14 protein-coding genes and 1 tRNA gene are annotated in these 17,911 nt (G+C 68.5%); 1 reads left to right on the top strand and 14 read right to left on the bottom strand.

Annotation, left to right across the window (positions count from 1 at the left end; genetic code table 11):
- Positions 1-43: 43 nt before the first annotated feature.
- The 9 genes from rodA to OG892_RS12360 form a co-directional block, all read right to left on the bottom strand.
- Positions 44-1,234 carry a rod shape-determining protein RodA gene (rodA, locus tag OG892_RS12320; RefSeq protein ID WP_371629134.1) on the bottom strand — a complete coding sequence of 397 codons (1,191 nt, stop codon included), beginning with the start codon at positions 1,232-1,234 and terminating at the stop codon, positions 44-46.
- On the bottom strand, positions 1,234-3,399 hold the full coding sequence (mrdA, locus tag OG892_RS12325; RefSeq protein ID WP_371629135.1) for a penicillin-binding protein 2: 2,166 nt from the start codon (positions 3,397-3,399) through the stop codon (positions 1,234-1,236). The genes rodA and mrdA overlap by 1 nt, the downstream gene beginning before the upstream one ends.
- 61 nt (positions 3,400-3,460) lie before the next feature.
- Positions 3,461-4,126, bottom strand: a complete 666-nt coding sequence (mreD, locus tag OG892_RS12330; RefSeq protein WP_073739034.1) for a rod shape-determining protein MreD — start codon at positions 4,124-4,126, stop codon at positions 3,461-3,463.
- Between the two features lie 11 nt (positions 4,127-4,137).
- Entirely contained in the window at positions 4,138-5,190 is a 1,053-nt protein-coding gene (mreC, locus tag OG892_RS12335) for a rod shape-determining protein MreC (protein WP_371629136.1), read from the bottom strand.
- A 98-nt stretch (positions 5,191-5,288) separates the two neighbouring features.
- Entirely contained in the window at positions 5,289-6,308 is a 1,020-nt protein-coding gene (locus OG892_RS12340) for a rod shape-determining protein (protein WP_024492993.1), read from the bottom strand.
- A gap of 293 nt (positions 6,309-6,601) precedes the next feature.
- Positions 6,602-7,015: a nucleoside-diphosphate kinase gene (gene ndk, locus OG892_RS12345; protein ID WP_024492992.1), complete on the bottom strand. Its 414-nt coding sequence runs from the start codon at positions 7,013-7,015 to the stop codon at positions 6,602-6,604.
- 291 nt (positions 7,016-7,306) lie between these two features.
- Positions 7,307-7,663: a DUF4233 domain-containing protein gene (locus OG892_RS12350; RefSeq protein ID WP_073739032.1), complete on the bottom strand. Its 357-nt coding sequence runs from the start codon at positions 7,661-7,663 to the stop codon at positions 7,307-7,309.
- A 5-nt stretch (positions 7,664-7,668) separates the two neighbouring features.
- Positions 7,669-9,192, bottom strand: coding sequence for a folylpolyglutamate synthase/dihydrofolate synthase family protein (locus OG892_RS12355; RefSeq protein WP_371629137.1), 1,524 nt, complete (start codon positions 9,190-9,192; stop codon positions 7,669-7,671).
- Between the two features lie 115 nt (positions 9,193-9,307).
- Entirely contained in the window at positions 9,308-11,929 is a 2,622-nt protein-coding gene (locus OG892_RS12360) for a valine--tRNA ligase (protein ID WP_371629138.1), read from the bottom strand.
- A gap of 150 nt (positions 11,930-12,079) precedes the next feature.
- Between OG892_RS12360 and OG892_RS12365 the strand changes: the two genes are divergently transcribed.
- The gene (locus OG892_RS12365) at positions 12,080-13,078 is read left to right on the top strand and encodes a hypothetical protein (protein WP_328696906.1); all 999 of its coding nucleotides are present in this window, start codon (positions 12,080-12,082) and stop codon (positions 13,076-13,078) included.
- A 75-nt stretch (positions 13,079-13,153) separates the two neighbouring features.
- Here the strand turns inward: OG892_RS12365 and clpX are convergent, their stop codons facing one another.
- The 5 genes from clpX to OG892_RS12390 all read right to left on the bottom strand — a co-directional run bounded on the left by clpX (position 13,154) and on the right by OG892_RS12390 (position 17,863).
- Positions 13,154-14,452 carry an ATP-dependent Clp protease ATP-binding subunit ClpX gene (clpX, locus tag OG892_RS12370; protein WP_024492987.1) on the bottom strand — a complete coding sequence of 433 codons (1,299 nt, stop codon included), beginning with the start codon at positions 14,450-14,452 and terminating at the stop codon, positions 13,154-13,156.
- A 157-nt stretch (positions 14,453-14,609) separates the two neighbouring features.
- On the bottom strand, positions 14,610-15,293 hold the full coding sequence (locus tag OG892_RS12375) for an ATP-dependent Clp protease proteolytic subunit (RefSeq protein WP_024492986.1): 684 nt from the start codon (positions 15,291-15,293) through the stop codon (positions 14,610-14,612).
- Positions 15,294-15,368: 75 nt separating this feature from the next.
- Positions 15,369-15,974 carry an ATP-dependent Clp protease proteolytic subunit gene (locus tag OG892_RS12380; protein ID WP_199884549.1) on the bottom strand — a complete coding sequence of 202 codons (606 nt, stop codon included), beginning with the start codon at positions 15,972-15,974 and terminating at the stop codon, positions 15,369-15,371.
- A gap of 264 nt (positions 15,975-16,238) precedes the next feature.
- Positions 16,239-17,636 (bottom strand): trigger factor, encoded by a 1,398-nt coding sequence (gene tig, locus OG892_RS12385; protein ID WP_073739027.1) that lies wholly within the window; start codon positions 17,634-17,636, stop codon positions 16,239-16,241.
- 150 nt (positions 17,637-17,786) lie between these two features.
- Positions 17,787-17,863 (bottom strand) — tRNA-Pro (locus tag OG892_RS12390).
- Positions 17,864-17,911: the final 48 nt, after the last annotated feature.

Consider the following 17,911-nt stretch of genomic DNA (forward strand, 5'->3'; position numbering starts at 1 on the left):
CCTAAACGCGATGTCCGTACTTGGGCAGGGGACCCGTAACGGCTCAGGCCGTTATCGGCCGTTGCACCCTGATCGACTGGAGCAGTCCGATGGCCACCCAGATGGCGAACATCGAGGACCCTCCGTAGGAGACGAACGGCAGTGGCAGTCCGGCGACCGGCATGATGCCGAGCGTCATGCCGATGTTCTCGAAGGCCTGGAAGGCGAACCAGGCGATGATTCCGGCGGCGACGATCGTGCCGTACAGCTCGGTGGTCTCCCGGGCGATGCGGCAGGCGCGCCACAGGATGACGCCGAGCAGGACCAGGATCAGTCCGGCGCCGAGGAAGCCGAGCTCCTCGCCCGCGACGGTGAAGACGAAGTCGGTCTGCTGCTCGGGGACGAACTGGCCGGTGGTCTGGGTGCCCTGGAAGAGGCCGGTGCCGGAGAGTCCGCCGGAGCCGATCGCGATGCGGGCCTGGTTGGTGTTGTAGCCCACGCCGGCCGGGTCGAGCGCCGGGTTGGCGAAGGCCGCGAACCGGGCGATCTGGTAGTCGTCGAGGAGCCCGAGCTGCCAGATGGCGACGGCGCCCGCGGTGCCCGCGCCGAGGAGTCCGAAGATCCAGCGGTTGGACGCCCCGGAGGCGAGCAGCACGCCGAGCACGATCACGACCATGACCATCACGGAACCGAGGTCCGGCATGCCCATGACGACGATCATCGGGAGCGCCGCCAGGCCGAGGGCCTTGGCGACGGTCCGGTGGTCGGGGTGCGGCTGGTCGCCCGCGTCGACCCGGGCGGCGAGCAGCATCGCCATGCCGAGGATGATCGTGATCTTGGTGAACTCGGAGGGCTGGAGCGAGAAGCCGCCGGGCAGCAGGATCCAGGCGTGGGCGCCGTTGACGGTGGCGCCGAGCGGGGTGAGGACCGCCATCACGAGGAGTACGGACAGGCCGTACAGGACCGGCACCGCGCCGCGCAGGGTGCGGTGGCCGAGCCAGATCGTGCCGACCATCAGGGCGAAGCCGATGCCGGTGTTGAGGGCGTGCCGGAAGAGGAAGTAGTACGGGTCGCCGTGGGTGAGCGAATCCCGCCCCCTGGTGGCCGAGTAGACCAGTATCGAGCCGATGAGCGAGAGCGCGACCGCGGACCCGAGCAGCGGCCAGTCGAGCCGGCGGACCACGGAGTCCCGGGCGGTGAACCGGCCCCAGGCCGAGCGCTCGGGGGCGTACCGCTGGACGGAGAAACCGGCCATCAGTCGCGCCTCCCGACGATCGCGGCGAGCGTCTGCTCGGCCGGCGGCTTGCCGGAGTTCGGGTCGTACGGCTTGATCTTCGGGGTCTCGATGGTGCCGTCCTGCTGGATCTTCGGCAGGGACTTCTGCGGGGCCGGCAGCAGGGCCTTCTTGAGGTCCTGCTTGCCCGTGGCGTCGAGGCCGTAGATCGCGTTGTAGATGTTGCGCACGGCGGGCCCGGAGGCGCCGGAGCCCGTACCGCCCTGGGAGATCGTCATGACGACCGTGTAGTCCTTGGTGTAGGTGGCGAACCACGAGGTCGTCTGCTTGCCGTAGACCTCGGCCGTACCCGTCTTGGCGTGCATCGGGATCTTGTCCTGCGGCCAGCCGCCGAACCGCCAGGCGGCGGAGCCGCGGGTCGCGACACCCGCGAGGGCTCCGTCGATCTCGTTGCGGGTCTTCTGGGTGAAGGGCAGCTTGCCGTGCGACTTGGGCTCGATCTCCTGGACGCTCTTGCCGTCGCCGCTGACGATCGCCTTGCCGACGGTGGGGTTGTAGAGGGTGCCGCCGTTGGAGATCGCGGAGTAGATGGTCGCCATCTGTATCGGGGTGACGAGGGTGTCGCCCTGGCCGATCGAGTAGTTGACGGAGTCACCGGCACGCATCTTGTCGCCTTCGAGGCAGTTCTCGTAGGCGATCTTCTCGACGTACGTGCCGTCCTTCTTGCCCTGCTTGCACCAGGAGTCGTGGTTGGCCTTGGCGAAGTTCTTCTTCCACTCGCGGTCCGGGACCCGGCCGCTGACCTCGTTGGGGAGGTCGATGCCGGTCTCCTTGCCGAGGCCGAACTGGTGGGCGGTCTTGTAGAACCAGTCGTTGGGCTTCTTCTTCGGGTTGTTCCCGCCGTCCTTCTGCCACTCCTTGTGCGCGATGCCGTAGTACACGGTGTCGCAGGAGACCTCCAGGGCGCGGCCGATGGTGATGTCGCCGTAGCCCTGGGACTCGAAGTTCTTGAAGGTCTGGCCACCGATGGAGTACGAGCTGGGGCAGGGGTAGTTGCCGTCGAAGGGGTATCCGGCGTTGACCGCGGCGGTCGAGGAGATCACCTTGAAGATCGAGCCGGGGGCGGCCTGGCCCTGGATGGCCCGGTTCAGCAGCGGGAAGTTGGAGCTCTTGCCGGTGAGCTTGGCGTAGTCCTTGCCGGAGATGCCGCCGACCCAGGCGTTGGGGTCGTAGTTGGGCAGCGAGGCCATCGAGACGACGCGGCCGGTCTTGGCCTCCATGACGACGACGGCGCCGGAGTCGGCCTTGTAGTTCTCGCCGGTGTTGGTGTCGAACTCGGTGCGGGCCGTCTTCATGGCCTGGTTCAGCTCGTACTCCGCGACGGCCTGGACCCGGGCGTCGATCGAGGTGACGACAGTGGAGCCGGCCTCCGCCTTGTCGTTCTTCGCCTGGCCGATGACCCGGCCGAGGTTGTCGACCTCGTAGCGGGTGACGCCCGCCTTGCCGCGCAGCTCCTTGTCGTACGTGCGCTCCAGGCCGGAGCGGCCGACCTGGTCGGAACGCAGGTAGGGCGAGTCGCTGTCCTGGGCCTTGGTGATCTCCCCGTCCGTGACGGGCGAGAGGTAGCCGAGGACCTGCGCGGTGTTGGCCTTGCCGGGTGCGGCGTAGCGCCGTACGGCGGTGGGCTCCGCGGTGATGCCGGGGAAGTCCTCGGCGCGCTCGCGGATCGTCAGGGCCTGCTGGGTGGTGGCCTCGTCGGTGACCGGGATCGGCTGGTAGGGCGAACCGTTCCAGCAGGGCTGCGGGGTCTTCGCGTCGCAGAGCCGGACCTTGTCGATGACGTCCTTGGGCTTCATGTCCAGGACGCCGGCCAGCCGGGTCAGCACGCCCTTGCCGTCGTCGTCCGTCTTCAGCAGCTCGGTGCGGCTGGCAGAGACGACGAGCCGGGTCTCGTTGTCGGCCAGCGGCACGCCGCGGGCGTCGAGGATGGAGCCGCGGGCGGCGGGCTGGACGACCTGCTGTACGTGGTTGTTCTTCGCCTCGTCCGAGTACTCCTGGCCGTTGCGGATCTGGAGGTACCAGAGGCGGCCGCCGAGGGTGAGCAGCAGGGAGAAGACGAGGACCTGGATGACGACGAGGCGGATCTGGACCCGCTGGGTCCGGCCCGTCTCCGGGATGTTGGTCACGGGGCGCCCCCGGTGGTGGTCGGGCGGGGGGCGCGGTGGGCGGTCCCCGGGGATTGCGGGCTCACAGTCGCTTGACTCCCTTGATCCGTCCGGCGCGCGCCGCCCGGTTCCGGGCTGCCTTGACGCGCAGTCCGCCGCGCTGGCTGCCGATGCGCAGGCCGGTGCCCGCGGCGAGCCAGCCCGCCGTGGCGTCCTTGCCGCCGGAGGAGGACTCGGTGAGCGGGTCGTTCACCGTGCGTCTGGCCATCGCCATGATCAGGGGCACGGTGAACGGCGCGAGCAGCAGGTCGTAGACGGCCGCGGTGAACAGCAGGCTGCCGAGCCCCACATGGCGGGCCGCCGTGTCCCCGACGAGCGCGCCGACACCGGCGTACAGCAGGGTCGATCCGATCGCCGCCGCGACGACCACGGCCATCGGCATCACGGCCGACTTGAGCTGCCCGTTCTCCGGCTTGACCAGTCCGGCGAGGTAGCCGATGACGCAGAGGACCAGGGCGTACCGGCCGGCCGCGTGGTCGGCCGGGGGCGCCAGGTCGGCGAGCAGCCCCGCACCGAAGCCGATGAGGGCGCCGCTGACGTGGCCGTAGACGAAGGCCAGTCCGAGAACGACCATGAGGAGCAGATCGGGCACCGCGCCGGGCAGTTGGAGCCGGGCGAGTACGGAGACCTGGACGACGAGCGCGAGCACGACCAGGGCGATGGAGAGCAGAGTCCGGTTGACGTGCATGGGGATCAGCTCTACCTCTGTTCGTTTACCGCGTTGTCGGCGTTCGGGGTGGCGTTCCCGCTGGGGCTGGGGTCCGGGTTGCCGCTGGGGTCCGCGCTCTCGTGGATGTTCCCGACGACGTTGCCGCCGGTGTCCACGATGTCGCCGTTGGGCGAGATGGTGACGGTGACGGTCGGGGTGGGCTTCGGCTTGGCGGGCTTGGCCGGCTTCTTCGGCAGGACCGCGTCGCGGGGGTCCTCGCGCGGGGCCTGGACGACGATGCCGACGATGTCGAGCTTGGTGAATCCGACGTACGGGCGGACGTAGACCGTGCGGGTCAGGTCGCCGCCGGACGGGTCGACCCGGACGACCTCGCCGACGGGTACACCGGGCACGAACGGCTTGTCCTTGCTGGACCCGAACGTGACGAGCCGGTCGCCCTTCCTGACCTTCGCCTTGCCGTTCAGGAACTGGACGGCCATCGGGCGCGAGCCCTGGCCGGTGGCGAAGCCGAGTTCGTCGGTGGCCTCCATCCGGGTGCCGACGGTGAAGTCGGGGTCGTTGGCGAGGAGCACCGTCGCGGTGTCCGGGCCGACGGTGGTGACCCTGCCGACGAGTCCGTCGCCGTTGAGGACGGTCATGTCGCGCTTGAGACCGTCCTTGGAGCCGGCGTCGATGGTGACCGTCCAGGAGAAGCCCTGGGCCGCTCCTATGGCGATGACCTCTGCGGCCTTGATGCCGTACTGTCCGGCGCCCGACTTCTTGAGCATCTTGTCGAGTTCACGGACCCTGCTGCGGTTCTGGTCGTCGCTGCCGAGCTTGGCCTTCAGCGCGGCGTTCTGCTGCTCCAGTGCGGAGATCTTGTCGTGCCGTGCGCCGGAGGCGCGTACCGCCCCTATGGCGTTGCCCACGGGGTCGACGGCTGCCGCGACCCCGTTCTCGACCGGTCCGAAGACCGTGGAGGCGGCCTGCCGGGCGCCGTCCACCGGCGACGCCTCGCCACCGCGGATGTCCACCGTGATCAGTGCGAACGCGATGGCGATCAGCAGCACCAGGAGCAGCCGGCTCTCTCGTGTGTCCCTCACGTGCGGCGGCCGTGCCTTCCTCGTAGGAATGTTCGTGCCTGTATATCAACGATCCTCCGCGCGGAGCGGCAGCGTCCGCGCGGAGGTTCGTGTGAGTTCTACCGTCGGGGCTGGGCGTCCAGCACCTGCTGGAGCGCCTCGAACTCCTCGACGCACTTGCCGGATCCGAGCGCGACGGAGTCCAGCGGGTCTTCCGCGATGTGGATCGGCATGCCCGTCTCGTGCCGGAGCCGCTCGTCGAGGCCGCGCAGCAGCGCGCCGCCGCCGGTGAGGACGATGCCCCGGTCCATGACGTCGCCGGAGAGCTCCGGCGGGCACTTGTCGAGCGTCGTCTTGACCGCGTCGACGATCGCGTTGACCGGCTCCTCAATCGCCTTGCGGACCTCGGTCGCGGAGATGACCACGGTCTTGGGCAGGCCGGAGACGAGGTCACGGCCGCGGATCTCAGTGTGCTCGTCCTTCTCCAGCTCGAACGCGGAGCCGATGGTGATCTTGATCTGTTCGGCGGTGCGCTCACCGAGGAGGAGCGAGTACTCCTTCTTGATGTGCTGGATGATCGCGTTGTCCAGCTCGTCACCGGCGACCCGGATCGACTGGGCGGTGACGATCCCGCCGAGCGAGATGACCGCGACCTCCGTGGTGCCGCCACCGATGTCGACGACCATGTTGCCGGTGGCCTCGTGGACCGGCAGGCCGGAGCCGATGGCCGCCGCCATGGGCTCCTCGATGATGTGCACCTGGCGGGCGCCGGCCTGCGTCGACGCTTCGATGACGGCGCGTCGCTCGACCCCTGTGATGCCGGAGGGCACGCAGACGACGACCCGCGGGCGGGCCAGGTAGCGGCGCTTGTGGATCTTCAGGATGAAGTAGCGGAGCATCCGCTCCGTGATCTCGAAGTCGGCGATCACGCCGTCCTTCAGTGGCCGTACGGCAACGATGTTGCCCGGTGTACGGCCGATCATCTTCTTTGCCTCGGCGCCGACCGCCAGGATGCCGCCGGTGTTGGTGTTGATGGCCACGACGGACGGCTCGTTCAGAACGATGCCGCGCCCCCTGACGTACACCAGCGTGTTGGCAGTCCCGAGGTCGATAGCCATGTCACGGCCGATGAACGACATTGAGTTCCCCTTGTTCCCCATGAGGATGCGTCGGGCCTTCCCAAGTGAAAGCGATGATGGCTTGTTTTGGTAGGCGAGATGAGCGCTGCGGGCGTGGAAGCTTCCATCGTAGTGCCGGATACACCGACACAGCGCGAGGGTCCTTCGCCTTGTTGAGCAGAACGGGTGGCCGTCCCACTCATGGTGACGTTACGTCGGAGGGATGCGTTCCCGCGATCGGTGACCCTAAGCCGAAGGGCGACCGAATTACTTCGGTCGCCCCAGGTCATGAGCGCTGTTTGGCGGAGCGAAGGTCAGGAAAGTCCCGGAAAGAACAGCTTCATTTCTCGCTCTGCGGACTCCTCGGAGTCCGAGGCGTGGATGAGGTTCTCCCGGGTGATCGTGCCGAAGTCGCCACGGATCGATCCGGGCGCGGCGGCGATCGGGTCGGTCGGACCGGCCAGCGCGCGGACGCCCTCGATCACCCGCTCGCCTTCGGCCACCAGAGCGACGACGGGGCCGGACTGCATGAACTCGACGAGCGGCTCGTAGAACGGGCGGCCGACGTGTTCGGCGTAGTGCTGCTCCAGCGTGGCCCGGTCGAGGGTACGCAGCTCCAGCGCGGTGATCTTCCAGCCGGCCTTGCGCTCGATGCGGCCGACGATCTCGCCGACCAGACCGCGACGGACGGCGTCGGGCTTCAGAAGAACGAGGGTGCGCTGGGTCATGTGCGGCTCCTTGCAGAAATCCGGGTCAGGCGTACGGGTGAGGCATACGGGTGCGGTGAGGCGAGATTACAGGGGCACGGTCAAGACCCCGCGGCCGGGTTTGACCGCGGGGCGACAGCCGCTCGGCTCAGAGGCTGTCGGGTGACCTCCGGTCGGAAAGCGGACGCGGTCCGGTGCGTGCGATTCCAAGGCGGAGGAAGGAGTCAACGCGGAGCGTTGGTGACCGACGACAACGCCGGAAGCGCGCGTGCCGGGGCGTGGCCGCCCGGCCGGAGGTCACCCGACAGCCTCTCAGGTGCCGGCCGGGGCCTGCGCCGCCTCCTGCGCGGCCCAGCGCGCCTTCACCTCGTCGATCTTGCGGCCGTAGTGCACCGAGGCCCACCACAGGCCGCCGAAGACCACTCCGAGGATGAACATCATCGGCACCACGAAGCCGCTGGCGACCAGCGCGATCTGGAGCGCCCAGCCGAGCTGCACGCCACCGGGACGGGTGATCACCCCGCAGAGCAGCACGGAGAGCAGCATGCCGATACCGCAGACCGTCCACACCGTCGTGGACGACAGGTCGTCGGACTTCATCGCGACGAGTCCCGCGAAGCCGATCACGAAGAACTCACCGAGCAGCGTCGATGCACAGAGCGTACGCACGTGGGTCAGTGCCTTCCCAGAAGCAGCCGGGCCTCGCCGACCGTGATCACGGATCCGGTCACCAGCACCCCGGCGCCCGCGTACTCGTCCTCTTCCTCGGCGAGGGTGATCGCCGCCTCCAGCGCGTCGTCGAGGCGGGGTTCGACCTGGACCCGCTCGTTGCCGAAGACCTCGACGGCGATACCGGCCAGCTCGTCGGCGTCCATCGCCCGGCCGCTGGAGTTCTGGGTGATGACGACCTCGGCGAAGATCGGCTCGAAGGCCTCCAGGAGCCCCCGGACGTCCTTGTCGCCGCTGGCTCCGACCACCCCGATCAGCCGGGAGAAGCCGAACGCCTCGGAGATCCCCGCCGCGGTGGCGAGGGCGCCGGCCGGGTTGTGGGCGGCGTCCAGGATGACGGTCGGGCTGGAGCGCACGACTTCGAGACGGCCGGGCGAGATCACCGCGGCGAAGGCCTTGCGGACGATGTCGGCGTCGAGCGATCCGGCCTGCTCCGCGCCGATCCCGAAGAACGCCTCGACGGCGCAGAGCGCCACCACGGCGTTGTGCGCCTGGTGGGCGCCGTACAGCGGAAGGAAGATGTTGTCGTACTCGCCGCCCAGGCCGCGCAGCGTCAGCAGCTGTCCGCCGACCGCGACCTCCCGGGAGACGACGCCGAACTCCATGCCCTCGCGGGCCACCGTGGCGTCGGCCGCGACGGCCTTCTTCAGCATCACCTGGGCCGCGTCGACCGGCTGCTGGGCCAGGATGACCGTCGCACCCTGCTTGATGATCCCGGACTTCTCCACCGCGATCTCGCCGGGCGTGGAGCCCAGCCGGTCGGTGTGGTCCAGGGAGATCGGGGTGACGACCGCGACGGTGGAGTCGATCACGTTGGTCGCGTCCCAGCTGCCGCCCATGCCGACCTCGACGACGGCGACATCGACCGGCGCGTCGGCGAACGCCGCGTACGCCATGCCGGTGAGCACCTCGAAGAAGGACAGCCGGTAGGGCTGCTGGGCGTCGACCATCTCGACGTACGGCTTGATGTCCTGGTACGCCTCGACGAACCGCTCGGCGTCCATCGGGGCGCCGTCCAGGCTGATCCGTTCGGTGATCGACTGGACGTGCGGCGAGGTGTAGCGGCCGGTGCGCAGCTCGAAGGCGCCGAGGAGGCCCTCGATCATGCGGGCCGTGCTCGTCTTGCCGTTGGTACCGGTGATGTGGATGGAGGGGTACGCGCGCTGCGGGTCACCGAGCGTGTCCATCAGCGCGGCGATGCGCGCCACGGAGGGCTCCAGCTTGGTCTCGCCCCAGCGCCCGGCGAGCTCCTGCTCCACCGCGCGCAGCGCCCTGTCCACCTCCGGATCGGTGGGGCGGGCGGGGACCTCATCGCCCTGTGGCGGGCCGGAGGCGGCGCGCAGCGTCCGGCTCCCGGCCTCGATCACCGCCAGGTCGGGGTCGCGCTGGGTCGCTTCGTCGACGATCTCCGCGAAGGTGTCGTCGGAGTCGGACGCGTCGTGCCGGTCGGAAGGGCGGGGCTCACTCACAGGACCAGTCTACGGATGGGCACGGACATCGCGCGCAGCGCCCGGCGGCGCGGGGACGGCGGAGCCCCCGCGCTCCCGGGCGGGCCGGGTTCGCGGGGGCTCCGTACGCGAGCCGTCAGCCGGTGGGCAGGGTCGCGAGCTGGCCGGCGATCCGCTCGATGTCGGCCTCGGCCTTGCTGAGCCGGCCGCGGATCTTGTCGACCACGTTGTCCGGGGCCTTGGCCAGGAACGCCTCGTTGCCGAGCTTCCCGGTGGCCTGTGCCTTCTCCTTCCGGGCCGCCTCCAGGTCCTTCGTCAGCCGCTTGCGCTCGGCCTCGACGTCGATCGTGCCGGACAGGTCGAGCGCGACGGTCGCGCCCGCGACGGGCAGCGACGCGGTGGCCTGGAAGCCGTCCCCGGCGGGCTGGAGGCGCAGCAGCTGCCGGATGGCCGCCTCGTGCGCGGCGAGCGGGGTGCCGGTGAGGTTCAGGTCGGCCGGGACCTTCTGGCCGGGCTGGAGACCCTGGTCGGAGCGGAAGCGGCGGACCTCGGTGACGACCTGCTGGACGAGCTCGATCTCCTTCTCCGCGGCGTCGTCCCGGAAGCCGCTGTCCCCGGGCCAGTCCGCGATGACGACGGACTCGCGGCCGGTGAGCGCGGTCCAGAGCGTCTCCGTGACGAAGGGGACGACCGGGTGAAGGAGGCGCAGCATCACATCGAGGACCTCGCCCAGGACCCGGCCGGAGACCTCGGCCGCCCGGCCGCCGCCGAAGAACGTGGTCTTGGACAGCTCGACGTACCAGTCGAAGACCTCGTCCCAGGCGAAGTGCCGGAGCGCCTCGCTGAGCTTGGAGAACTGGAAGTCGTCGTAGTACGCGTCGACTTCCGCGACGGTCTTGTTGAGGCGGGACAGGATCCAGCGGTCGGTCACCGACATCTCGGCGGCGTCCGGCAGCTCGCCCTCGATGGTGGCGCCGTTCATCAGGGCGAAGCGGGTGGCGTTCCAGATCTTGTTGGAGAACTTGGCGGAACCCTGGACCCACTCCTCACCGATCGGGACGTCGGTGCCGGGGTTGGCGCCGCGCGCCAGCGTGAAACGGAGCGCGTCGGAGCCGTACTTGTCCATCCAGTCCAGCGGGTTGACCACGTTGCCGAAGGACTTCGACATCTTCTTGCCGTGCTCGTCGCGGACCATGCCGTGCAGCACGATCGTCCCGAACGGCGGGACGCCGTCGTTGACGTACAGGCCGAACATCATCATCCGGGCGACCCAGAAGAAGAGGATGTCGTAGCCGGTGACCAGGACGGAGTTCGGGTAGAACTTCGCGAGGCTGTCGGTCTGTTCGGGCCAGCCGAGCGTGGAGAAGGGCCACAGGCCGGAGGAGAACCAGGTGTCCAGGACATCGCTGTCCTGCGTCCAGCCCTCGCCCGTCGGGGCCTCGTCGTCCGGTCCGACGCAGACGACCTCGCCGTTCGGGCCGTACCAGACGGGGATGCGGTGGCCCCACCAGAGCTGACGCGAGATCGTCCAGTCGTGGAGGTTGTCGACCCAGTCGAAGTACCGCTTCTCCATCTCCTGCGGGTGGATCTTGACCTTGCCGTCGCGGACGGCGTCACCGGCCGCCTTGGCGAGCGGTTCGACCTTGACCCACCACTGGAGGGACAGCCGCGGCTCGATGGTCGTCTTGCAGCGCGAGCAGTGCCCGACGGAGTGGACGTAGGGGCGCTTCTCGGCCACGATCCGGCCCTCGGCGCGCAGGGCGGCGACGATGGCGGAGCGGGCCTCCAGCCGGTCCAGGCCCTGGAACGGGCCGGGGACGGTGATGACGGCGCGCTCGTCCAGGACGGTGAGGAAGGGCAGGTCGTGGCGCTTGCCGATCTCGAAGTCGTTCGGGTCGTGCGCCGGGGTCACCTTGACGGCGCCGGTGCCGAACTCCGGGTCGACGTGGTGGTCGGCGACGACCGGGATCGTACGGTCGGTCAGCGGCAGCTTGATCTGCCGGCCGACCAGGTGCCTGTAGCGCTCGTCGTCGGGGTGGACGGCGACGGCGGTGTCACCGAGCATCGTCTCGGCGCGGGTGGTGGCGACGACGATGGTCTCGTCGCCCTCGCCGTACTTCATGGAGACGAGCTCGCCGTCGTCCTCCTGGTACTCGACCTCGATGTCCGAGATCGCGGTGAGACAGCGCGGGCACCAGTTGATGATGCGCTCGGCCCGGTAGATCAGCCCGTCGTCGTACATCTTCTTGAAGACGGTCTGGACGGCCTTCGACAGGCCCTCGTCCATGGTGAACCGCTCACGGGACCAGGCGACGCCCTCGCCCAGGCGGCGCATCTGGCCGGAGATCTGGCCACCGGACTCGTTCTTCCACTTCCAGACGCGCTCGACGAACGCCTCGCGGCCCAGGTCGTGGCGGGACTTGCCCTCCTTGGCGAGCTCGCGCTCGACGACGTTCTGGGTGGCGATGCCCGCGTGGTCCATACCGGGCTGGTAGAGCGCCTCGAAGCCCTGCATCCGCTTGCGGCGGACGAGCGCGTCGATCAGCGTGTGCTCGAAGGCGTGCCCCAGGTGCAGGGAGCCGGTGACGTTGGGCGGCGGGATGACGATGGAGTACGGCGGCTTCTCGCTGTGCTCGTCGGCCTCGAAGTAGCCGCGCTCCACCCAGCGCTCGTACAGCTTCCCCTCTACCTCGGCCGGCGTGTACTGGGTCGGCAGTTCGGGGTGGCTGGCTGGCTGCTGCGCTGCGTTCTCGGTCACGCGACACAGTTTAGGGCCGTCACAGTCATGCGCCGAAACCGGTTTGTTCGGTAACGGTGTGCCTCCCGGTGCCCCACGTACGTGGTACGTCCGTCAGGATGTTCGGAACGCATAAGAACGCATGAGCTTCACGAACAGGGGAATCCGCAGATGAGCTTCAACCAGCCGGGCCCGTACGACGGACAGCAGCCCCAGGGCCAGCCCGGACCGTACGGCCAGCAGCCTGGCCCCTACGGCGGCCCGCCGCCGCAGGGCCAGCCGCAGGGGCAGCCCGGTTACGGGTACCCGCAGCAGGCCCCCCAGGGCGTGCCGCCGCAGCAGCAGCCCCCGCAGCCGGGCTACGGCTACCCGCAGGCCCAGCAGCCCGGCCCGTACGGCCAGCAGCCCCCCACTCCCCCGTACGGCGGCCAGCCGGTCTACGGCCAGCAGCCCGGATTCCCCCCGGCCCAGCAGCCGAAGAAGAAGACCGGCCTGATCATCGGCGGCGTGATCGTGGCGCTCGCGGTCATCGGCGGCGGCGTGTACTTCCTGACGTCGGGCGGCGGCGGTAACAGCGATGTCGCCGACTCCACCAAGGGGTACAAGCTGACACTGCCCGCCTCGGTGGACGACTACAAGAAGGGCGTCAAAGACTCGTCCTCGGACGAGATGTCGGCAGAGGACAAGTCCGAAGCCAAGGACCTGGGCATCAAGGATGCCCACAAGGCCCAGGCCCAGTACACGAGCGGCGACCTTGAGAAGAACCCGCTCACGTCCAAGCTGCTCATGGTGTACGGCAACTGGGGTGAGGTGTCCGACCCGGCGAAGGCCCTCGACGGCATGTTCGCGCAGGCCCAGAAAGGGATGGCCGAGGACGAGGAGGGCAAGGCCTCTCTCGTCGGCAGCCCCGAGACCGTCACACCGGCAGGCTTCAAGGGCGCACTGATGAAGTGCCAGAACATGAAGATTCCCAATGACAAGGCCGACGGCACCGCAGCGGGCGGCCCGAAGGAAATGATCATGCCCGCCTGCATCTGGGCCGACTACAGCACTGTCGGTGCGGTCGTCGGTTTCGACGTCGGTGGGGCCATGACCAACAAGCCCATGTCTCAGGACGAGGTGGCTGGCCTCGCCGCCAAGCTCTACAACACCTCCCGCACCAAGGTCTGATCCCGGCAACGCGAAGGGGCGCCCAGCCGGTTTGATCCGGCCGGGCGCCCCTTCGCGTACGTGTCTACGCCACGGCTACGCCGACTTCTCGTGCCTGCCGTCGTCGTTCTTCCCGATCGTCCGCGGCTCGCGCGGGACCAGGGTCGGGTTGACGTTGTTGCGGACCACGTCCGACGTGATGACGACCCGGGCGACGTCCTTGCGGGACGGCACCTCGTACATCACCGACTGGAGGACCTCCTCCATGATCGCGCGCAGGCCTCGGGCGCCGGTCTGGCGCAGGATCGCCTGGTCCGCGATGGCCTCCAGGGCCTCGCGCTCGAAGTCCAGCTCCACGCCGTCGAGTTCGAACAGCCGCTGGTACTGCTTCACCAGGGCGTTGCGCGGCTCGATGAGGATCTGGAGCAGGGCCTCGCGGTCCAGGTTGTGGACCGAGGTCAGGACCGGGAGGCGGCCGATGAACTCGGGGATCATCCCGAACTTCACCAGGTCCTCCGGCATGACCTCCTGGAACTGGTCGCTCGCCTGGATCTCCAGCTTGGAGCGGATCGTGGCGCCGAAGCCGATGCCCTTGGCGCCGGCCCGGGACTCGATGATCTTCTCCAGACCGGAGAACGCGCCGCCCACGATGAACAGCACGTTCGTCGTGTCGATCTGGATGAACTCCTGGTGCGGGTGCTTCCGGCCGCCCTGCGGCGGTACGGAGGCGGTGGTGCCCTCCAGGATCTTCAGCAGGGCCTGCTGGACGCCCTCGCCGGAGACATCGCGGGTGATCGACGGGTTCTCGCTCTTGCGGGCGACCTTGTCGATCTCGTCGATGTAGATGATCCCGGTCTCGGCCTTCTTGACGTCGTAGTCGGCCGCCTGGATCAGCTTCAGCAGGATGTTCTCGACGTCCTCACCGACATAGCCGGCCTCCGTCAGCGCCGTCGCGTCCGCGATGGCGAACGGGACGTTGAGCATCCGGGCCAGTGTCTGCGCGAGGAGGGTCTTGCCCGAGCCCGTGGGGCCCAGCAGCAGGATGTTGGACTTGGCGAGCTCGATCGCGTCGTCACGGCTCGCCCCGCCGCCGTTCTCGCCCGCCTGGACCCGCTTGTAGTGGTTGTACACAGCGACCGAGAGAGCCTTCTTCGCGGGCTCCTGGCCTACGACGTACCCCTCGAGGAACTCGTAGATCTCGCGCGGCTTGGGAAGTTCCTCCCACCGCACCTCGGAGGTCTCCGCGAGCTCCTCCTCGATGATCTCGTTGCAGAGATCAATGCACTCGTCGCAGATGTACACACCGGGTCCCGCGATGAGCTTCTTCACCTGCTTCTGGCTCTTTCCGCAGAACGAGCACTTGAGCAGGTCGCCGCCATCACCGATGCGTGCCACGAGGTGCTTCCCCTTCGCCTGGGAGACGCCTGGTTCAGCGCCTCCTGGTGCCTCTATCCGACGGTACCTTGCCTGGCCCCCCGTTCGGGCCCCCCTTGGCACGGTTCACACGGCCGGGGCCGGGTGACCCTGCCGTACCAAGGGGTAAAGGCCGACGTCAGGCGGCCGCTCCGGCCGCGCTCTTGCGGGTCGCGACGATCTGGTCGACCAGGCCGTAGGCCAGGGCGTCATCGGCGGTCAGGATCTTGTCCCGCTCGATGTCGTCACGGATCTTCTCGATCGGCGTGGTGGAGTGCTTGGCCAGCAGCTCCTCCAGCTGGGTCCGCATCCGCAGGATCTCGTTGGCCGCGATCTCCAGGTCGGAGAGCTGCTCGCGGCCGGTCTGCGAGGACGGCTGGTGGATCAGGATACGCGCGTTCGGCAGCGCCAGGCGCTTGCCCGGGGTACCGGCGGCGAGCAGCACGGCCGCGGCGGAGGCCGCCTGGCCCATGCAGACCGTCTGGATGTCCGGCTTCACGAACTGCATCGTGTCGTAGATCGCGGTGAGCGCGGTGAACGAGCCGCCGGGGCTGTTGATGTAGATCGAGATGTCCCGGTCCGGGTCCATCGACTCCAGGCACAGCAGCTGCGCCATGACGTCGTTGGCGGAGGCGTCGTCGATCTGTACCCCGAGGAAGATCACGCGCTCCTCGAAGAGCTTCGCGTACGGGTCGTACTCACGCACGCCCTGCGAGGTGCGCTCCACGAAGCGCGGGACGATGTAGCGGTTGTCCACCTGCGGGCCGGTGTAGAGGCCGCTCGCGGAGGCGCCGGAGAAGTTGTTCATGTGGGTGTTCACCATCCTGGTGGCGTTCTGTGGGCTGGGTGTCTCGGCGTACGAGAGATGCGGTGCGGTGGCGCGATCCGGGGAACCGGATCAGGCGCCGGTGCCGCCGCCGCCCGGAACGCCCGACGCGATCGTGATGATCTCGTCGATGAGGCCGTAGTCCTTGGCCTCCTCCGCGGTGTACCAGCGGTCGCGGTCGCCGTCGCGGATGATCGTCTCCACGGTCTGGCCCGAGTGGCGGGCGGTGATCTCCGCCATCCGCTGCTTGGTGCGCAGCAGGTACTGGGCCTGGATCTTGATGTCCGAGGCCGTACCGCCGATACCGGCCGAACCCTGGTGCATGAGGATGTCGGTGTTCGGGAGCGCGAAGCGCTTGCCGGCGGTGCCGCCGGTGAGCAGGAACTGGCCCATTGAGGCCGCCATGCCCATGCCGATGGTGACCACGTCGTTGGGGATGTACTGAATGGTGTCGTACACCGCCATGCCGGCCGTCACCGAACCGCCGGGGCTGTTGATGTAGAGGTAGATGTCCTTGTCCGGGTCTGCGGCAAGGAGGAGCAGCTGCGCGGTGATCTTGTTGGCGATGTCATCGTCGACCTGCTGACCGAGGAAGATGATGCGCTCGCCGAGCAGTCGGCTGTAGACCTGGTCACCGAGGCCTCCACCGAGGGACGGCTCTCCGGCGGCGTAGGGCATCAGATTCGTCACGTATCCACCTGCTCGTCTCTGACGGCTCCGGCCGTCTCAGCGTCTTCGTACCGGGTGGGCCGGGACTCCCCGACCCTTCCTATTCATGGACCCTAACGCGCAGGTGGGACAACGCCATCCCGCTTCCGCAACTGTTCGCTGGGAGCGCAAGGTCCGCAGTCCGCACACGGGTTGTGGGGAACGTCCACCGGTACGACGACGGGCTCCGGACGCGATTGCGTCCGGAGCCCGTCTGCGGGTTCAGCGCGAGGCTCAGGCCTCGGTCTTCTCCTCGGCCGGGGCGTCGGCGGTGCCCTCGGCGGCCTCGACCGCCTCGGTGGCCTCCTCCGCCTCGTCCTCGTCGTCCTCGAGCTCGACGGGCTCACCGTTGGTGTCGACGACCTTGGCGGCCTCGACGACCACGGCCAGCGCCTTGCCGCGGGCGACCTCGCCGACGAGCATCGGCACCTGGCCACCCTCGACGACGGCCTGGGCGAACTGGTCGGGGCTCATGCCGGAGGACTGCGCGCGCCGCATGAGGTGCTCGGTGAGCTCCTCCTGGTTGACGTTCAGCTTCTCCTTGTTGACGAGCTCGTCAAGGATGAACTGGGTCTTGATGCCCTTGACGGCCTGCTCGGACGTCTCGGCCTCGAACTCCTCGAGGGTCTTGCCCTGGATCTCCAGGTACTTCTCGAGGTCGAGACCCATCTGGCCGAGCTGGTGGTGCTCCAGGTTGTGCTTGCGGGTCTGGACCTCGTCCGCGAGCAGCTTCTCGGGGATCGGGACCTCGGCGAGCTTCAGGAGCTCCTCCAGGACCCGCTCCTGGGCCTGGGTGGCCTGGTCGTACTGCTTGGTGCTCTCCAGCCGCTTGCGGCTGTCGGCCTTGAGCTCGTCGAGCGTGTCGAACTCGCTCGCCATCTGGGCGAACTCGTCGTCCAGCTCGGGAAGCTCACGGGCGGCGACCGCGGTGACCTTGACGGTGACCTCGGCCTCCTTGCCCTCGGCGGAGCCGCCCTTCAGCTCGGAGGCGAAGGTGGCCTCGCCACCCGCCTCCAGGCCGGTCACGGCGTCGTCGATGCCTTCGAGGAGCTCGCCGGAACCGATGGTGTACGAGACACCCTCGGCCACGCCGTCCTCCAGGACCTCGCCCTCGACCTTGGCGGTCAGGTCGATGGTCACGACGTCGCCGTCGGCGGCGGCGCGCTCGACCGGGCTGGTCGAGGCGAAGCGCTCACGGAGCTGCTCCACGGCCTTCTCGACGTCCTCGTCGCTGACCTCAAGGGCGTCGACGGTGACCTCGATGCCGGAGTAGTCCGGAATCTCGATCTCGGGGCGTACGTCAACCTCGGCGGTGAAGGCCAGCAGTTCGCCGTCCTTCAGCTCCGTGATGTCGACCTCCGGCTGGCCGAGGACGTTGAGCTCTCCCTCGTTGACGGCCTCGGTGTAGAACTTCGGGAGGGCGTCGTTGACGGCCTCCTCCAGCACAGCACCACGGCCGAACCGCTGGTCGATGACCCGGTTGGGGATCTTGCCCTTGCGGAACCCCTTCACCGTGACCTGCTGGTTGATCTTCTTGTACGCCGCGTCGAGGCTGTCCTTGAGCTCCTCGAAGGGCACCTCAATGCTGAGCCGAACCCGGGTCGGGTTCAGGGTCTCCACGGCGCTCTTCACGGTTCGGTCTCCTTGTGGCTGACTTCTTGGGGTTCTGCTCCACCGCACACGAGGCGGCTTCGCGGACCGAGCCCGGTACATCAGACACACGGGCACGCATTTTGCATAGTAACGGCAAGGTGGAGAACTCCCACAATGCGATCTTGCCGGTGGTCGGGGTGGCCGGATTCGAACCGACGACCTTCCGCTCCCAAAGCGGACGCGCTACCAAGCTGCGCCACACCCCGTCGGTGCGACACGTAGGGTACATGCAGACCGGCAGTGCATCGGCCGCT

The organism is Streptomyces sp. NBC_00341 (assembly GCF_041435055.1).
Lineage (GTDB): Bacteria > Actinomycetota > Actinomycetes > Streptomycetales > Streptomycetaceae > Streptomyces.

What these genes read in the sequence shown, in the direction of transcription:
- rodA (WP_371629134.1), bottom strand. Translation starts at nt 1,234, where the DNA reads ATGGCCGGTTTCTCCGTCCAGCGGTACGCCCCCGAGCGCTCGGCCTGG.
- mreD (WP_073739034.1), bottom strand. Translation starts at nt 4,126, where the DNA reads ATGCACGTCAACCGGACTCTGCTCTCCATCGCCCTGGTCGTGCTCGCG.
- OG892_RS12340 (WP_024492993.1), bottom strand. Translation starts at nt 6,308, where the DNA reads ATGTCGTTCATCGGCCGTGACATGGCTATCGACCTCGGGACTGCCAAC.
- ndk (WP_024492992.1), bottom strand. Translation starts at nt 7,015, where the DNA reads ATGACCCAGCGCACCCTCGTTCTTCTGAAGCCCGACGCCGTCCGTCGC.
- OG892_RS12365 (WP_328696906.1), top strand. Translation starts at nt 12,080, where the DNA reads ATGAGCTTCAACCAGCCGGGCCCGTACGACGGACAGCAGCCCCAGGGC.
- OG892_RS12375 (WP_024492986.1), bottom strand. Translation starts at nt 15,293, where the DNA reads ATGGTGAACACCCACATGAACAACTTCTCCGGCGCCTCCGCGAGCGGC.
- OG892_RS12380 (WP_199884549.1), bottom strand. Translation starts at nt 15,974, where the DNA reads ATGCCCTACGCCGCCGGAGAGCCGTCCCTCGGTGGAGGCCTCGGTGAC.